The organism is Paenibacillus sp. FSL R7-0179 (assembly GCF_038002265.1).
GTDB lineage: Bacteria > Bacillota > Bacilli > Paenibacillales > Paenibacillaceae > Paenibacillus_AQ.
In genome coordinates, this window is record NZ_JBBOCC010000002.1 from 2,884,442 (window position 1) to 2,902,734 (window position 18,293).

The 18,293-nt window shown below is 54.6% G+C and carries 12 protein-coding genes; all 12 read left to right on the forward strand.

Translation table 11 applies throughout. From position 1 onward, the window contains the following. The first annotated feature begins 13 nt into the window (after positions 1-13). The 12 genes from MKX63_RS28770 to MKX63_RS28825 all read left to right on the forward strand — a co-directional run bounded on the left by MKX63_RS28770 (position 14) and on the right by MKX63_RS28825 (position 18,250). The gene (locus MKX63_RS28770) at positions 14-883 is read left to right on the forward strand and encodes a carbohydrate ABC transporter permease (protein ID WP_341022021.1); all 870 of its coding nucleotides are present in this window, start codon (positions 14-16) and stop codon (positions 881-883) included. A gap of 43 nt (positions 884-926) precedes the next feature. Next, the gene (locus MKX63_RS28775; protein WP_341022022.1) at positions 927-2,495 is read left to right on the forward strand and encodes an extracellular solute-binding protein; all 1,569 of its coding nucleotides are present in this window, start codon (positions 927-929) and stop codon (positions 2,493-2,495) included. An 85-nt stretch (positions 2,496-2,580) separates the two neighbouring features. Further along, positions 2,581-5,640 (forward strand): CBM96 family carbohydrate-binding protein, encoded by a 3,060-nt coding sequence (locus tag MKX63_RS28780; protein ID WP_341022023.1) that lies wholly within the window; start codon positions 2,581-2,583, stop codon positions 5,638-5,640. Positions 5,641-5,689: 49 nt separating this feature from the next. Further along, positions 5,690-6,472 carry a glucosamine-6-phosphate deaminase gene (locus MKX63_RS28785; protein ID WP_341022024.1) on the forward strand — a complete coding sequence of 261 codons (783 nt, stop codon included), beginning with the start codon at positions 5,690-5,692 and terminating at the stop codon, positions 6,470-6,472. Beyond that, entirely contained in the window at positions 6,469-7,635 is a 1,167-nt protein-coding gene (locus MKX63_RS28790; protein WP_341022025.1) for an N-acetylglucosamine-6-phosphate deacetylase, read from the forward strand. Before MKX63_RS28785 ends, MKX63_RS28790 begins: the two co-directional genes overlap by 4 nt. Before the next feature lie 347 nt (positions 7,636-7,982). Further along, positions 7,983-9,200, forward strand: a complete 1,218-nt coding sequence (locus MKX63_RS28795) for an IS110 family transposase (RefSeq protein WP_341018523.1) — start codon at positions 7,983-7,985, stop codon at positions 9,198-9,200. 388 nt (positions 9,201-9,588) lie between these two features. Continuing rightward, positions 9,589-10,806 carry an IS110 family transposase gene (locus MKX63_RS28800; protein ID WP_341018523.1) on the forward strand — a complete coding sequence of 406 codons (1,218 nt, stop codon included), beginning with the start codon at positions 9,589-9,591 and terminating at the stop codon, positions 10,804-10,806. 388 nt (positions 10,807-11,194) lie between these two features. Continuing rightward, entirely contained in the window at positions 11,195-12,412 is a 1,218-nt protein-coding gene (locus MKX63_RS28805) for an IS110 family transposase (protein WP_341018523.1), read from the forward strand. A gap of 148 nt (positions 12,413-12,560) precedes the next feature. Beyond that, the gene (locus tag MKX63_RS28810; RefSeq protein ID WP_341022026.1) at positions 12,561-12,845 is read left to right on the forward strand and encodes a hypothetical protein; all 285 of its coding nucleotides are present in this window, start codon (positions 12,561-12,563) and stop codon (positions 12,843-12,845) included. A 73-nt stretch (positions 12,846-12,918) separates the two neighbouring features. Continuing rightward, positions 12,919-14,871: a DUF4838 domain-containing protein gene (locus MKX63_RS28815; RefSeq protein ID WP_341022027.1), complete on the forward strand. Its 1,953-nt coding sequence runs from the start codon at positions 12,919-12,921 to the stop codon at positions 14,869-14,871. Between the two features lie 30 nt (positions 14,872-14,901). Then, positions 14,902-16,479 (forward strand): beta-N-acetylhexosaminidase, encoded by a 1,578-nt coding sequence (gene nagZ, locus MKX63_RS28820; RefSeq protein ID WP_341022028.1) that lies wholly within the window; start codon positions 14,902-14,904, stop codon positions 16,477-16,479. A 175-nt stretch (positions 16,480-16,654) separates the two neighbouring features. Beyond that, a complete protein-coding gene (locus MKX63_RS28825; RefSeq protein ID WP_341022029.1) occupies positions 16,655-18,250 on the forward strand; it encodes a hypothetical protein in 1,596 nt (531 codons plus the stop codon). The last annotated feature ends 43 nt before the right edge of the window (positions 18,251-18,293 follow it).

An 18,293-nucleotide genomic window follows, 5' to 3' on the forward strand; every position in this document is an offset into this window, starting at 1 on the left:
AAGAGGTGTGGTGATGAGATCACCGAGAATTTCCTGGTTTAATGTAGTAAGTACGTTCTGCCTGATGATCGTTGTGGTTATTACGCTCTATCCGTTCCTGCATATGCTGGCGGTCTCTCTGAGCAGCGATATCAATGTCATCAAGAACACGGTCTCGTTCTGGCCCAAGGGCTTCAATGTGAAGATGTACGAGCTGGTGCTGGGAGACCCGAAGATCTGGACGGCCTATAAAAACACACTGATCTACACCGTGCTAGGCACGCTGATCTCGCTGGTGGTTACGTCAACCGGGGCTTACGCGCTCTCCCGCCGGGATATGGCGCTGCGGCGGACCTTCACAATGCTGATTGTCGTTACGATGTTCTTCAGCGGCGGGATGATTCCAACCTTCCTCGTGGTCCGCTCTCTGAATATGGTAGATACCGTATGGGGGATGGTGCTGCCGGGCGCGGTCAGCACCTGGAATCTGATTCTGATGCGCACCTTCTTCTCGGGTATTCCCAAGGAGCTGGAGGAATCGGGACGCATCGACGGGTTGAATGATATCGGGATATTCATGCGCATCATCATTCCGCTGTCAAAGGCTTCCTTCGCAACTATTGCTTTATTTTATGCGGTGGGCATGTGGAACAACTTCATCTATCCGCTCCTGTATCTGCGCACCCCGGACCTGTTCCCGCTTCAGGTGCTGCTCCGCAATCTGGTGCTGGCCGGAAGCGCAAGCTCGGGGGATGTGACCGGCATCGGGGGAGACAACCAGGTCGTTGAAGAGTCGCTCAAATATGCAACGATTATGGTCTCCACGCTGCCGATTCTCACGGTATATCCGTTTGTTCAGAAGTATTTTGTCAAAGGCGCCATGATCGGTGCAGTGAAGGGCTGATCCGGCCCTGAACCATAACTACTACTTAAGGGAGAGATGAAGAATGAACAAATGGAAGTCTGTAATGCTGCCCCTCGCGGCAGCGGCAATACTGGTGAGCGGCTGCAGCGGGGGCAATAACAATAACGCTTCTCCTGCGGCTACGGCTGCACCCGGGAGCGAGACTTCTCCCGCCACTTCGGAAGCGAAGCAGGCCCATACCTTCACTGCGCTGCTGGACAACAATGCCACCTTCCCGTATTCCAAGGATTGGCCGGTCTGGGGCTGGATCAAGGATCAGACCGGCGTCACTCTGGAGGTGCAGACACCCTCCGGGAAGCTGGCTGAAGCGCTGAATCTCGCAGTGGCCTCCAATGCGCTGCCGGATCTGATGTATATGCCCAACCGCAAGGAATCTAACAAATTCGGCCAGCAGGGCGCACTTGTAGACCTGATGGAATATATGGATAAGCTGCCGAATCTGACCGCCTGGATGAAGCAGTACCCGGATGAGGCGAAGGCCGCACTCTCCGCCGACGGCAAAATGTATATGTTCCCGAACCAGGGCTTCGGGGAGACGAACCGGATGATCTGGATGTACCGCCAGGATGTTTTTGAGAAGGAGGGGATTCAGGCTCCCAAGACCTATGATGAACTGCACACGGCCTTGAAGACGCTCAAGACGAAATACCCGGACAGTTACCCGCTGTCACTCCGTTATGGCCAGATCCCGGATGAGATGAACACGAATATGACGGTCAACTATGGAACGGGTGAAGGGGCTTACTACGATTTCGATGCAAAAGAATGGCGCTATGGGCCGACAGAGGACAGCTATAAGGAAATGGTCGGCATGTGGAAGCAGTTCTACGATGAAGGGCTGATTCCGCCGGATTTCCTCTCGCTGCAGACCAAGCAGTGGCAGGACATGGTGTCCACCGGCAAGTCTTTTGTAACTGTGGATTATATCAGCCGGGTGGACTTCTTCAATAATGCGATGCGCAAGGAGAATCCTGAATTCAATATGCAGTTCATGGCTCCTCCCGCAGGGCTTGAAGGCGGCAAGCAGCTCAATCCTTACTTCCATTACATGGAGGGCGGTCTGACTGTTGCTTCGACCTCTAAGAATATCGAGGATATCATGAGTTATATGGACTTCTTCTATTCGGAAGAGGGCCGCACACTCAGCAGTTGGGGCGTGGAAGGCGAGACGTATGTGAAGGAAGGCGAGACGATCAAGTTCAAGCCGGAATTCACCGATGTGATTGAAATGCGGAAGCAGACAGGACTTCAGACCAGCGGAACGTATACTTGGATTGACTTCAATGCCCATCTGTCCTTGTTCTCGGAGGACCTGAAGCACGCTTATGAAGAGGCCGTCAAATACGATCCGGCCAACATGCAGCCGCGTCCGGCCTTCACCGAGAAGGAGAATGAAGTCATCTCGATTACCGGACAGGCGATCAAGAAGCACCGCGATGAGAGCTTCGCCAAGTTCGTCACCGGCTCCCGCAAGCTGGCAGACTGGGATAAATATGTTGAGGAGATCAACAATCTGGGCGTAGACAAGCTGCTGGCAACGTACAAGGAAGCCTATGACCGGGTTCAGAATATTCAATTAAGCAGCAAATAAACGGGTACTGACGCAGGGAAGAACCGCTGACGCACAGGCAAGGCAATAAGGGTATTCGCTTGACCATTATGAGGAGGTACCGCTTATGAAGCATTGGCTGAAGAGCTCTGGTAAACGGTTTGGATGGATTCTGTCGGTGTTAGGTCTGATTCTGGTTATTTCAGCAGTGGCGGTTCCGGGCACAGCCCGGGCCGCAGGTACGATTACACTGGACGAACCGCCCGGGGGATATGTGTCCTCCGGCGGGCCAGTTGAGGTCAGCGGCACTTATACTGGACTGTATGATGTCCGGTTGTATGTGAACGGGACAGCCCAGTTCGAGGCGCTGCTGGATGACCCGGACGGGGATGACAGCGGCAGCTGGTCTTATACGCTCGACACCTCCCGGTATGACGGTCCGGTGGAGCTGGTGGCCCGCGGGCTGGATACCACTACCCGTTACGGGGTGTGGAGTCCGTCCGTGACCCTTGAGGTGAACAACCCCGCAGGTGTTGCGCCAGTGGTGAAGATTACGGGACCGGATGAAGGGATTGCCTTGACCGGACAGGTGGCGGTCACCGTTCAGGCAGAATCGGCTACGCCGGTCTCGGCAGTGCAGGTCCGGGTGAACCGGGGCCCTTGGCAACAGGCTGCGCATAACGGCACGGAATATGTATATGCCTGGAATACGGCGGGCATCGGTGACCGCACGCTCAGCCTGGAGGCGCGGGCGACGAATGCGCCAGGACGCTACGGCTATAGCCCGACCGTCTACGCGCAGGTCGGTGCCGGTACCCATGAGCCGGCGGTTCCTTTGCCGGATCAGGACCGGGCGATGTGGATCTGGGAGCCGGAGAGCTATAAGCTGCTGCTGAACCCAGGCTCGCGGGAGGTACTGGAGTCCTTCGTTACGGACACTGCGACCTTCGGATCAGAGACGGTGACGACGCTGTATCTGGCCGTAGGCAGCTACGCGGGCTACCGGGCGCTGGAGGAGCAGGAAGACGAGCTGCGCTCCTTCATGCGCTGGGCGCATGAGCGGAACTTAAGCGTCCACGCCCTTGTGGCGGGCGGAACCTCCCCGGCTTACATGGGTGCTTATGAGCGTTACCATAGCCATGCCGTCCGCGAGATCGAGCAGATTATCAACTACAATCTTGCGGCGGATGCGAATGAGAAGTTCGACGGGATCAACGTGGACATCGAGCCCTATATTTCCCCGGACTTCAAAGATCCAAGCAAGTTCCTGCAGAAGGAGTATCTGAATGGTCTGCGCAAAATGATTGACCGCCGCGATTCAGCCGGTATCCGGCTGCCCTTCGGTCCGGCTGTACCTAAATGGTATGACTCCTCGGAGCAAGGAGCCAATATCCAGTGGAACGGCACAACGAAGTGGCTATCAGAGCATATCCAGGATATCTCCGATTATATCTCGATTATGGATTACAGAGATTCCGCTGAGGGAACCGCAGGCATTATTGCCGGGGCCGCCGGTGAGCTGGCCTATGCAGAGGCCATCGGCAAGCCGAATTCTGTAGTTATCGGAGTGGAGACGCTGGATATTGCGAACAGCGGCGACCCGGAGACGATTACCTTCCAGGAGGAAGGCCGCAGCCATATGGAAGCTGAGCTGGACAAGGTCTATGCCGCTTCCGGGCTGAGCAGCGCCTTCGGCGGAATCGCTGTCCATCACTATGATTCTTACCGGGCCCTGCCTTCCTATTGGGGACCGGGCGGCATCTTCTGGACAGCGCCGGAAGATCATGAAGCCCCGTCTGCCCCTGCGGGTACGCCAACCGCTGTTGCCAGTGACTATCAGAGCATAAGACTGAATTACGGAATGGCTACTGACAATTTAGAGGTAGACCGCTACGTTATCTACCGCAGTACGGGCCCCGGCTTCACGCCAACCTCGGCGGATATCGCCGGACTTGCCCGGGGCCTGAATTATCAGGACAAGGGACTGCTCCCGGACACCACTTACTATTACCGGGTGGCTGCCCGCGATCTGGCGGGCAATATCGGCCCGTTATCCGGTGAAGTGTCTGCTGTCACCGGCAGTACGGCGCTTAAGCCGTTGATTGTGACGGATATGCAGCTCTCCTACACTGGTACCGCTGCGGCAGCTTCGATGAAGGTGCGCGATTATGCCACAGGGGAAGTGCTTACAGGAGCTGCAATAGAAGGCCGCTTCACGTATTCGGCGGGCCGTTATGCAGCGGCAGTTACGGGCGCGGATGGACGGGCAGCCTTCACCTCGGAGGCGATTCCGACCGGCCGTCAAGCCGGGTTCGAGCCGAGAAGAGTTCAGGCTCCCGGTTATTACTACGCCAGCGCCCATGACCTGCCGCACACCACGGCGCTGCTGCCGAATGGCGGGCTTAACGGATTAACGTTATCGGCAGGAGTGTGGGATAAGCCTTTCGCTGCGGGTGACAAAGCCTATACCGTAACAGTCAACAGCAATGTAACTTCACTGCAAGTCACCCCGGTTACCGCCAAGGCATCGGATGTGGTACTTATAAATGGAATGTCCGTGGCATCGGGAACAGCCGCATCCGTCATGATCGGCTCAGAGCCTGCTGATGTACCGGTCCTGGTGTATCACGAGGATGGAACTGCCGATCTCTATCTGCTGCATATCGCAAGAAGCGTTCAGGCAGATCCCGTGATTCCAGTGATCATGGATGCTTATGTCCATGAGCATCAGCCCTTGGCCAATTTCGGACAGGAGCCTGTGCTGGAGATTGCCGATCTGCCGAATGCACAGGGCGGAGGGGACCGCATTGCCTTCATGAAGGCAGAGCTGAATCTCTCCGGGACGACGGAGGTGCAGACCGTAACTATGAACGTGTATGTCACTGCTGCGCCGGCTTCTCCGGTTACACTTGCACTGAAAGGGTACACTGGAGCGCAGTGGACCGAGAACGGCATTACGTGGAATAACCGTCCCGTCAGCGGAGGGACGAATCTCGGAACGGTCCGGGTCACCGGGGCTGGGTGGTACAGTGCGGATGTGACTGCTTATGTTATCGCAGCAGCAGCGGCTGGGCTGCAGCCGACCTTCCAGTGGAGCGATCCTAATACTTCGGGAATCGTTGTAACGCTGGCAAGTTCGGAGAATTCGGATAACAAGCCATATATGTCAGTCAACAGCGGGTTGTAGAAGTGAAGAGGCGGTCACTTCCGCCCCTATAAGGAGGAGAGGGTTCATCATGGAAGAGACGTTGATTCCGGCGGCGGAGTATCTAGTAGAGCGTATGCGCGTTCTGGTCTATAACGAGCGCAGCCAGATGGGGGTTGCGGCTGCGGCTGCGGCTGCGGCCGGACAGAGGATCAGAGACTTGCAGATGCAGTCTACGGCTCCGGTCCGTATCGTATTTGCAGCGGCTCCGTCACAGAATGAGCTGTATGAAGGTCTGGTCCGGGAGCAGGGAATTGACTGGTCCCGGGTGCACGCTTTTCATATGGATGAATATATCGGACTGCCGGAAGACGCACCCCAGCGCTTCGGAAACTACTTGCAGGAACGGTTGTTTAAGAGAGTCAATCCCGGACGGATTGAGCTACTGGGCCGGACGGGCAATATTGAAGAGGAGTGCCGGAGATACGCAGCGCTGCTGAATGAAGCGCCCATAGATATCGTCTGCCTCGGCATCGGAGAGAACGGGCATATTGCGTTCAATGATCCGCCTGTAGCTGATTTCGCCGATCCGTTTATTGTTAAAGCGGTTGAATTAGACGATGCTTGCCGAACTCAGCAGGTCAACGACGGCTGCTTCGTCAGCCTGGACGATGTACCTACTCATGCGCTGACACTGACCGTGCCCGCCTTGATGGCAGGCCGCCATCTGTTCACCATTGTTCCCGGCTTGGCTAAGCGGGCCGCGCTTCAGGCTGCGCTTCATGGCCCGCTCAGTACCGCGTGTCCTGCGAGTGTACTGCGGACCCACCCCGACATTACGCTGTTCACGGACCGGGATGCCTTCGGCTTATGAACGGTGTGATCTCGGGAAGACATTACAGAACCAGCCTGCCTCTTGAGGTCCACGTTAACGAAGGCGTCATTGAAGCCGTTCATACGCTGGCCGAGAGTCCGCATATGGCTGATTGGCCCTGGCTTGCGCCGGGGCTGGTTGATTTACAGGTCAATGGCGGCTGGGGGCTGGACCTGAACACGATTCCGCTTAAGCCGGAGACCGTGGCCGGACTCTCGCGCCGCCTGCTGGCCCGGGGAGTCACCTCATATTGTCCGACTCTGATTACAAACAGACTGGATAAGCTCGCCCAGGCAGCGTCCGCGATTGCTGAAGCGGTACGGACACAGCCGGATAACGCCGGACTGATCGCAGGCATCCATCTGGAGGGGCCTTTCCTATCCCCGGAGGACGGTCCGCGCGGGGCGCACCCCCTGGAGCATATCTGCCCGCCTGACTGGGAAGCGTTCTGCCGCTGGCAGGAAGCGGCGGAAGGGCTGATACGGATCATTACTGTGTCCCCCGAATGGCCGGGGGCCGCAGCCTTCATCTCCCGGTGCAGCGCCACCGGTGTCCGGGTCTCCATCGGACATACAGCCGCCTCGCCGGAGCAGATCCGGGAAGCGGTGGCAGCGGGTGCAGTGATGTCCACTCATCTGGGCAATGGCACACATCTCACGCTCCCGCGTCATCCTCATTATCTGTGGGAGCAGTTGGCTGCCGATGAGCTGTATGGCTGTATGATTGCTGACGGCTGCCATCTGCCGGATACGCTGCTGAAGGTGATTCTGCGGGTGAAGCGCAACCGGGCGATTCTCGTCAGCGATGCCGTCTCGCTGAGCGGCATGGCGCCGGGTGCCTACAGGCTGCACATCGGCGGCGACGTGGTGCTGACGCCGGAAGGGCGGCTGCATCTGGCCGGCCATCCGCAGCTGCTGGCCGGATCAGCCATGATGCTGGCGGATCAGGTGGCCTACCTGGCCCGGGCCGGGCTGGCACCGCTGGCGGACGCCATCGACTGCGCCTCGGTTCAACCGGCCCGGCTGCTCGCATTTCCGCAGGCTGCCGGGCTTACAGCTGGTGCGCCAGCGGATCTGATCGGCTTCCGCAAGGGCGGCGGCGGAGGCCTGGAGATCCAAGCGGTATGGAAGAACGGCCGGATTACAGCGGCCGATAAGGATTAGTACTGCATCAGAATTAAAATAGTGACATCTGCATGATGAGCTATAGAGTCAAACAGATGCGAAAAACAGGCATGACAAGACAGAGACCTTGTCACCCCCAGGAATGAAAATAAGTGGGTGGCATCCGTCGCATCCATTCTAAAAGAGGCTGTAGTCGTCAACACTACATATACAAATCAAAGGGCGGAAACGGTTACTGGGATACACCCCGTGCGAAAAACTGTTCTATTGCGCTTTTCGAGCATCGCCTATTGTAGCCCCCAAAAGTACGTGTATTAAATTACACTCACTCGAGCGCATGATTTGTAAGCTGACGATGGAGGATGATTGGAATGGATGCTGTACGTATGTGTTGCGCCGGTCTGGACGTGCACCAGGAAACCGTTGTGGCCTGCGTGTTGAAAGGACCGATCGAACAGAAACCCCAATGTCACCTGAAAACCTTTGGGACGACAACCAAAGAATTGCTAGGCCTGCAAGATTGGCTGAGTGAACAAGGCTGTCGGGAGGTGGTGATGGAGAGTACGGGCGTGTTATGGAAACCGGTATGGAACATCTTAGAGGGCAGTTGTGATCTGGTCTTGGCCAACGCCCAGCGGGTAAAGAATACGCCGGGTCGAAAAAGTGACATGCAAGATGCGCGCTGGTTAGCGCAATTGCACCGTTGCGGGCTCATTGAAGGCAGTATGGTGCCCGAACAAGACATCCGGGATTTGCGAGACTTGACCCGTTACCGGAGTAAGATGGTGCAGGCGGTGACGGCGGAGAAAAACCGCATTCACAAAATCCTGCAGGATGCCAACATTAAGCTAACCACCTTTATGTCCGATCTATATGGGGTTTCGGGACGGGGCCTGCTCCAGAAGATCATGGACGGCGAGGTCATCGACGAAGGGACCGTTAAAAACCTGGTCAAAACCCGTTTGAAAAAGAAAGTTCCGCAGTTGCTAGACGCGCTCAATGGCAAGTTGCGCCGTCATCACCGCGAGATGATTCGAGACCACTGGGACCACTTGGTCTATTTGGAGAAAAGGATCACGGAGCTGGAAGCTCGAATCGAGGCGAAGGCAGAACCGTACCTGGAGGTGATTGAACAAATTGACTCCATTCCAGGAATTGAGCGGACGTCTGCCGTGACCATCTTTGCCGAAGTGGGGCCGCATGTCGCGGAAATGTTCCCGAGTGATGCGCAGTTTGCATCATGGGCGGGGGTGTGTCCAGGGAACAACGAAAGCGCGGGAAAGCGAAGAAAGTCAAAAACGATGCAAGGGAACAAGCATCTGAAAGGGGCCTTGTGTCAGGCGGCTTGGGCGAACTCTCGCTCCTCGAACCGGATCGGCCAATTTTTTCGACGAATACGTAAGAGAAGAGGCGATAAAAAAGCAAACGTCGCCACCGCGCATTTGCTGATTCGAATCCTCCATGCCCTGATGCGGGAGAAGAGGTCATACCAAGAAATAGACGTCTCACTAGGCGATGAGACGTCCAAGAAAAACACGTTAGATAGGTACGTGAACTATATCCAGCAGTTAGGATATAGCGTGCAATTAAATCCTATCCAATAGTCTTCCCTTTTTCAAAAAAAACGAAACGTTTTTTTGGGGCGGTGGGTCTTTTTTTGTCAAAACCCGTTCTGCTGCGCATTTTCCGGTACTTTTATTTTCGTATTAAACAGGCATGACAAGACAGAGACCTTGTCACCCCCAGGAATGAAAATAAGTGGGTGGCATCCGTCGCATCCATTCTAAAAGAGGCTGTAGTCGTCAACACTACATATACAAATCAAAGGGCGGAAACGGTTACTGGGATACACCCCGTGCGAAAAACTGTTCTATTGCGCTTTTCGAGCATCGCCTATTGTAGCCCCCAAAAGTACGTGTATTAAATTACACTCACTCGAGCGCATGATTTGTAAGCTGACGATGGAGGATGATTGGAATGGATGCTGTACGTATGTGTTGCGCCGGTCTGGACGTGCACCAGGAAACCGTTGTGGCCTGCGTGTTGAAAGGACCGATCGAACAGAAACCCCAATGTCACCTGAAAACCTTTGGGACGACAACCAAAGAATTGCTAGGCCTGCAAGATTGGCTGAGTGAACAAGGCTGTCGGGAGGTGGTGATGGAGAGTACGGGCGTGTTATGGAAACCGGTATGGAACATCTTAGAGGGCAGTTGTGATCTGGTCTTGGCCAACGCCCAGCGGGTAAAGAATACGCCGGGTCGAAAAAGTGACATGCAAGATGCGCGCTGGTTAGCGCAATTGCACCGTTGCGGGCTCATTGAAGGCAGTATGGTGCCCGAACAAGACATCCGGGATTTGCGAGACTTGACCCGTTACCGGAGTAAGATGGTGCAGGCGGTGACGGCGGAGAAAAACCGCATTCACAAAATCCTGCAGGATGCCAACATTAAGCTAACCACCTTTATGTCCGATCTATATGGGGTTTCGGGACGGGGCCTGCTCCAGAAGATCATGGACGGCGAGGTCATCGACGAAGGGACCGTTAAAAACCTGGTCAAAACCCGTTTGAAAAAGAAAGTTCCGCAGTTGCTAGACGCGCTCAATGGCAAGTTGCGCCGTCATCACCGCGAGATGATTCGAGACCACTGGGACCACTTGGTCTATTTGGAGAAAAGGATCACGGAGCTGGAAGCTCGAATCGAGGCGAAGGCAGAACCGTACCTGGAGGTGATTGAACAAATTGACTCCATTCCAGGAATTGAGCGGACGTCTGCCGTGACCATCTTTGCCGAAGTGGGGCCGCATGTCGCGGAAATGTTCCCGAGTGATGCGCAGTTTGCATCATGGGCGGGGGTGTGTCCAGGGAACAACGAAAGCGCGGGAAAGCGAAGAAAGTCAAAAACGATGCAAGGGAACAAGCATCTGAAAGGGGCCTTGTGTCAGGCGGCTTGGGCGAACTCTCGCTCCTCGAACCGGATCGGCCAATTTTTTCGACGAATACGTAAGAGAAGAGGCGATAAAAAAGCAAACGTCGCCACCGCGCATTTGCTGATTCGAATCCTCCATGCCCTGATGCGGGAGAAGAGGTCATACCAAGAAATAGACGTCTCACTAGGCGATGAGACGTCCAAGAAAAACACGTTAGATAGGTACGTGAACTATATCCAGCAGTTAGGATATAGCGTGCAATTAAATCCTATCCAATAGTCTTCCCTTTTTCAAAAAAAACGAAACGTTTTTTTGGGGCGGTGGGTCTTTTTTTGTCAAAACCCGTTCTGCTGCGCATTTTCCGGTACTTTTATTTTCGTATTAAACAGGCATGACAAGACAGAGACCTTGTCACCCCCAGGAATGAAAATAAGTGGGTGGCATCCGTCGCATCCATTCTAAAAGAGGCTGTAGTCGTCAACACTACATATACAAATCAAAGGGCGGAAACGGTTACTGGGATACACCCCGTGCGAAAAACTGTTCTATTGCGCTTTTCGAGCATCGCCTATTGTAGCCCCCAAAAGTACGTGTATTAAATTACACTCACTCGAGCGCATGATTTGTAAGCTGACGATGGAGGATGATTGGAATGGATGCTGTACGTATGTGTTGCGCCGGTCTGGACGTGCACCAGGAAACCGTTGTGGCCTGCGTGTTGAAAGGACCGATCGAACAGAAACCCCAATGTCACCTGAAAACCTTTGGGACGACAACCAAAGAATTGCTAGGCCTGCAAGATTGGCTGAGTGAACAAGGCTGTCGGGAGGTGGTGATGGAGAGTACGGGCGTGTTATGGAAACCGGTATGGAACATCTTAGAGGGCAGTTGTGATCTGGTCTTGGCCAACGCCCAGCGGGTAAAGAATACGCCGGGTCGAAAAAGTGACATGCAAGATGCGCGCTGGTTAGCGCAATTGCACCGTTGCGGGCTCATTGAAGGCAGTATGGTGCCCGAACAAGACATCCGGGATTTGCGAGACTTGACCCGTTACCGGAGTAAGATGGTGCAGGCGGTGACGGCGGAGAAAAACCGCATTCACAAAATCCTGCAGGATGCCAACATTAAGCTAACCACCTTTATGTCCGATCTATATGGGGTTTCGGGACGGGGCCTGCTCCAGAAGATCATGGACGGCGAGGTCATCGACGAAGGGACCGTTAAAAACCTGGTCAAAACCCGTTTGAAAAAGAAAGTTCCGCAGTTGCTAGACGCGCTCAATGGCAAGTTGCGCCGTCATCACCGCGAGATGATTCGAGACCACTGGGACCACTTGGTCTATTTGGAGAAAAGGATCACGGAGCTGGAAGCTCGAATCGAGGCGAAGGCAGAACCGTACCTGGAGGTGATTGAACAAATTGACTCCATTCCAGGAATTGAGCGGACGTCTGCCGTGACCATCTTTGCCGAAGTGGGGCCGCATGTCGCGGAAATGTTCCCGAGTGATGCGCAGTTTGCATCATGGGCGGGGGTGTGTCCAGGGAACAACGAAAGCGCGGGAAAGCGAAGAAAGTCAAAAACGATGCAAGGGAACAAGCATCTGAAAGGGGCCTTGTGTCAGGCGGCTTGGGCGAACTCTCGCTCCTCGAACCGGATCGGCCAATTTTTTCGACGAATACGTAAGAGAAGAGGCGATAAAAAAGCAAACGTCGCCACCGCGCATTTGCTGATTCGAATCCTCCATGCCCTGATGCGGGAGAAGAGGTCATACCAAGAAATAGACGTCTCACTAGGCGATGAGACGTCCAAGAAAAACACGTTAGATAGGTACGTGAACTATATCCAGCAGTTAGGATATAGCGTGCAATTAAATCCTATCCAATAGTCTTCCCTTTTTCAAAAAAAACGAAACGTTTTTTTGGGGCGGTGGGTCTTTTTTTGTCAAAACCCGTTCTGCTGCGCATTTTCCGGTACTTTTATTTTCGTATTAAACCGAACACATTGCTCCCGCGAGCCGGTGTGTGGTCCCATGTATGCGAAAAACCGACTACATTGGACCGGGGGCGGCGCATACGCCCAATGTAATCGGAAAACCGATTACATTTGGACTGGGGGCGGCGCATACGCCCAATGTAATCGGAGAACCGATTACAATCGGACCGGGGGCGGCGCGTACGCCGAATGTAATCGGAAAACCGATTACATTCGGACCGGGGGCGGCGCGTGAGCCCAATGTAATCGGAAAACCGATTACAATCGGACCGAGGGCGGCGCATACGCCCAATGTAATCGGAAAACCGATTACATTCGGACTGTGAGCGGGGCGGTAGCTTCGTCTTACTGATCCAATCCACAAAATTAAATCAAACGTTGTACTAGGAGGAGAGAGCGATGCTTAGCTTAATACCCGAGCCGAAGCAGATAAGGATGACGGAGAAGGAGCCATGGCGGGCAGGCGGGGAAGTCCGTCTGCGGCTGGCCATGGAAGTGGATGATCCCCGGCTGGTGCTTCATTGCAGGCGGGCTTTTCCCGGCCGGGAGATTATCACGACTGTCTCGGGAGCAGCTGAGGGATACTCGCTACTGATTGAGGGGTTTGCGGAAAGCAAGGAAACTGAGATCACTGAGATCACTGAAAGCACTGAGAGCTCTGGGAAAACTTCAATGCAGACTGAACTAGTAGCTTCCGGGCAGGATGCCGCATGGGCAACGCCCGGAGAAGCCGGACTGAATAATGGCAGGGCTTCGGCTCCTGATCCTGCTGAGGCAGACTTGTCCGCGCTGAAGGGCCGGGCGGAAGGCTACCATCTAGAGGTTAGCGCAAGCCGTGCCGTAATTCGTGCTCTGGACGCCCCCGGACTCTATTACGGCTTGCAAACGCTGCTGCAATTGCAGAGCCTGCATGCCGATGACGATATTCCGGCGGTGTCCATTACCGACTGGCCTGATACAGAGCTTCGGGTGATGAATTTCGATCTGCGCCAGACCTTCTCGAAGCCGGAGCGGCTGACCCTATATCTGGCGGAATTCTCCCGCTACAAGACGAACGCGGTGCTGATTGAATATGAGGACAAGTTCCCGTTCCAGGCGCACCGGGAATTCGCCCATCCGCAGAACGCGCTTAGCCGGGAAGAGCTTGCGGCGCTCCAGGCTGCGGCGCATGAGCATTATATCGAGATTATCCCGCTACAGCAGAGCTTCGGCCATCTGGAGTATGTGCTGCGCCATGACGCCTGGAAGCATCTGCGGGAGACCGAAGAGTCTACAGGCGAGATCTGCCCATCCCATCCGCAGACATATGAGCTGATTACCGGCCTGCTTGCGGAGATGATGGACGCCCATCCCGGATCGCGTTACATCCATCTTGGCTGTGACGAGGTGTACAGCCTGTGTGAATGTGAAGCGTGCCGGAAGGAATTCGGCGGTGTGCGGGAACGGGCCTTCATCTCCTTCCTGAACCGCCTGATCGAATTCACGGCCAGCCGGGGACGGCAGCCGATCTTCTGGCACGACATGCTGGACAAATGCCCGCCGGAAGAGCTGGCGAAGCTTGATCCGCGCAGCGCAGCGATGATCTGGATCTATAACGGCCGCAACATCAAACATGAAGTTACTTCCCTGACCCATAAGTTCAGAGCACTGGGTATTGAGGTGATGGGTGCACCGGCGGTCCGCAGCTTCGACTGGGCGGAGCACCAGAACTATCCGGTCATTGATAACCGGACAGATAATCTGCTTCAGTGGGCAGAGACTGCCGGGAAGCTGGATATCCGCTGCATGGTGGCAACGAACTGGACCGGGCCGTTCAGCCTTGGCGTTCCTTATGGCGTGTTCGAGACGACCTGGTATCCGATGCTGCTTCATGCCGATCTCGCCTGGAACCGGCATGCGGATGCCGGTACGTTCATCGACCGCTTCCTGGAGCTGTTCCATGGTATCTCATCCGAGACAGGCCATGCACAGCTTGGCAATTACCTGTTGGAGGATTACTACGATATCATCTGGAAGCTGATCGTTAATGTCCAGAGGAATAAGGATTACGCCGAGCTAATCGCAATTATGCATGATTTCGAGGTGGCGACCGACCGTTCCAGGGCAATCCATAAGTATGCCTACCGCTGGGAGCTGTACCCGGGCGACAGCGCGGAATGGCGCTCGCTGCTGAACAATTACACCCGTAACCATAATGGACGTGAGGCCGTCCGGCCCCGGATGCTGGAAGCACTTCTACAATACCAGCCCCGGGATATGGCTGAGCATTTCGTAACATCGCGTTTTTATCTGCATGATTATCTGGAGCGGACGCTCTACCAGGAGCTGGGACTTGTCCACGACGAGGATTAGCCAACAAACCGACAGGAGGATGGAGCAGTTATGCAACTGAATGAAGTGAATTCCCTGCAAGATCCGGCCGCCATGAGCCTGGAGGACAAAATCACGCTAATGTGCGTAGTGGGCATCCCTTCTACAACAGCGGAGCCAGAATTTCGTAAGCGGATGTCCGGGAACCAGTTCGGAGGGATCGGCCTGTTCCCTCATAATGTTAAGGATGAGCAGCAGACGCTGAAGCTGATGGCAGAGGTTCAGTCCATTGCCGGAGACTCCGGCATTCCACAGCCTTATTATATATCGATTGATGAGGAAGGAGGTACGCTCTCCAAGTTCAAGACCTTTTATCCGCATATCCCCGGTAACCGTGCCGCCGGATTAAGCCTGGATGCTGAGACTGCTTATCTCCAAGGTAAAATCATCGGCAGCCAGCTCCGTGCACTGGGCATTCCGATGAATTGGGCACCGGTGCTGGATGTGAATACGAACATAGACAATCCAGTTGTAGGGGTACGTTCCTTCGGCGAAGACCCTGAAGTAGTAGCCGCCTTCGGCAAGGCATATATTCGTGGAATGCATGAGGCAGGGGTGGCCGTAACAGCCAAGCATTTCCCCGGTCACGGACAAGTCAGCGGGGATTCTCATGTAGTACTGCCTGAGTGCGAACTTACAATAGAGGAATTAATGAACGGACCGCTGTTGCCATTCATCGCCGCCATTGAAGCCGGGGCGGATTCGATCATGATGGGCCATCTCGTCTTTCCGGCCATTGCCGAGTCGGAAGGTCTGCCTGCTTCGCTCAGCCCGTTCTTCGCCGGAGAGCTGCTGCGGAGGCGTCTCGGCTTCCAGGGTGTGATCTGCACCGATGACATTGAGATGGGCGCGATCAAGAAGAATTTCAACCCGGAAGATGTGGGAGTGTTGGCTGTACTGGCCGGCAATGACATGATATTGATGTGTCATACGCCAGAATTCCAGGAGCGGGTCATCGCTTGCATCCGACAAGCTGTTCTGGACGGCGTCATCGCCGAGTCCAGAATTGACGAATCGGTCAGCCGCATCCACCGCCTCTATGCGAAATTCCGGCAATACCAGACGGCAGCCCGGCCTATTCCGCGCGAGGGCTGGAAAGAGGCGGCCCTACAATATGCGCGCCGCACGGTCAAGATCAGCCGTGATCCGCAGCAATTACTGCCGCTGTCTGCTGAACGCTCCTATCTGCTGATCTTGCCGCGCCAGGAGCAGCTCACCATCGCCGACAATTCCGGCGGCCAGACCATCGGCTTGGCCTCACTGCTGGAAGACCAGGGCTTGCCCGTGCAGGTAGAATATTGCAGCATGAAGCCTGAAGCTGCTGAGATTGCCGGCTTATGTGCCAAGGCTGCCGGACATACCGTGATCCAGGGAACGCTGAATGCCCACCTGTTTTACGGCCAGCTCGAACTTGCCGCGCAGCTTGCTGCGGCTTGCCCGCTGCTGAATCTGGTGCTGCGCAACCCGTATGACGATGCTTACCTGCCGCAGAACGCCGGAAGCATCCTGCTGTGCTCGACCTCTGATTATTCGCTTCAGGCGCTGGCGGAAGTATTGAGCGGCCGGAAGTCTAAATGTTCACCGCAGTAACGATTACACTTTAGTTAAGATTTTGTCCTATACAACTCTATCAAGAGCAGACTCTCATCATGAATGAGGTCTGCTCTCATTTGTGTTGATAGAGAAAAAAATAGTACTATGGTTAAAACATAGAATCCCAATTCCTGGAGGGAATACAACACGACACTGAAGGAGGAGACACAGGATGAAAAGGAAACGCACTATCTCGATATTAAATCTTTTTTTTCTGATCCCAGTCATCATTCTAAGCTTCTACACCTGGAAAGACTACAGAAATTATCTAACGAATGTGAAGGACTACTTCCCCGCCATGGAACAGATCTTTCTGCTGGATGGGGGCAAGCAAATGCTAGGCCTGTCCAAGGAAGATACATTTGATGAGAAATACGACGTATATCTATGGGACACCGCAACCGCAGCGCTGATCCGGCAGACCACCATCCCCACCAGCTTCCAGAGCGAGCCGGGACCAGTCACCTATCAGCAGGATGGTATTCTCATCCCGATCTATACCAAGACCTCAGGACTGATGCTGAATCTCATCCGCCCCACAGGTGAGATCGAGGAGTTGTCGCAAGGTACGCTCCATATTCCGTTCTCCTTAAGTTCGAATGCGTTCTCCTGGCGGGGCAGATTGATTGCCGCCGGGAATATCACGGACTCCGAATGGGTGATTGCCCAGGTGAAGGACGGCAAGCTGGAACGGGCGATCCTGGATAAGCAGAAGCTTCTCCCGGCCAGACCGGTCCGGATGTCTGAGTTGATAGGCAGCTTCCAGAATGAACTGTCGGTCCCATTATTCTCGGTCAGCTTAAAGGATAACCGTTCAGCCTTGGTCAGCGGAATTCTGGACAAGGCAGGCAAGCCTGCCGTGCTGGTGGGGCAGGAGGATGAAGCCTCATTCGCTCTGCAGGACCGGGCCAGCGCACAGTTCGCTAAGGTCTTTGGTTTCAATAACGCCAAGCTGGTCCGAGTGCATGACGATTATCCAGGCATAGCTGCCTTCTACAACAGAAATGAGAAGAAATGGGGAGACGCTGTTCCTGTGCCGAAGCCGGTCTACCAAACCCGTGTCTTCCTGCTGAATGACGAAGAGCTGCTGATCGCCGGATCTACGGCAGAGGATGAAGTGGACGGGCAGGTTACAGGATATATTTTCAATGAACGGACCGGACAGTTTCAGGATGCCTCATCACTTCTGAAGCAGTTAGCGTATGACCATATCAAAGACACGGACACCCGGTTCTATAAGCAATTAGGCAGCAGCACGCTATATTATAGCAGCGGCAAACAGGAAGTAGGAGCTGCAGATCTGGAGATCGGGAAGGCCAACGTATACACCAATCAGCAGGTGGAAGGCTGGCTCATAACGGACAACGATACCCGGGTCTCCCTCGTAAGCTTCATGAATTATGCCAAGCAGGGCGGAGGACTTATCATCAACTGGGCCGTATGGGTTGTGATTACCTTGGCCATGCTGCTGGGCTTTGCTATTATTCCACGCATGCTGATGAACGCCAGAAGCAGACAGATCCAGTCAGGCGAGATCGTTCAGGGCCACATTAAGAGTATGAAGGAGACAGGTCTCTATGTTAACGAACAGCCGATGGTCCGCTTCGTGGTGGAGTTCGTGGATGAAGGCCGGCTCAAGGACGTTGAGATTAAGCAAGTCATCTCATTCCTAAGTCCGCTTAAGGCAGGTGATCCTGTGCGCATCAGCTTTAACCGCAGGAAGCATAAAGCCGTGTTCATCACCGAAGAGGATCTGGGGCAGCTATAATTTCCAACCGGAGCTTACGCAATTAAGCCGTATGAATCAACTT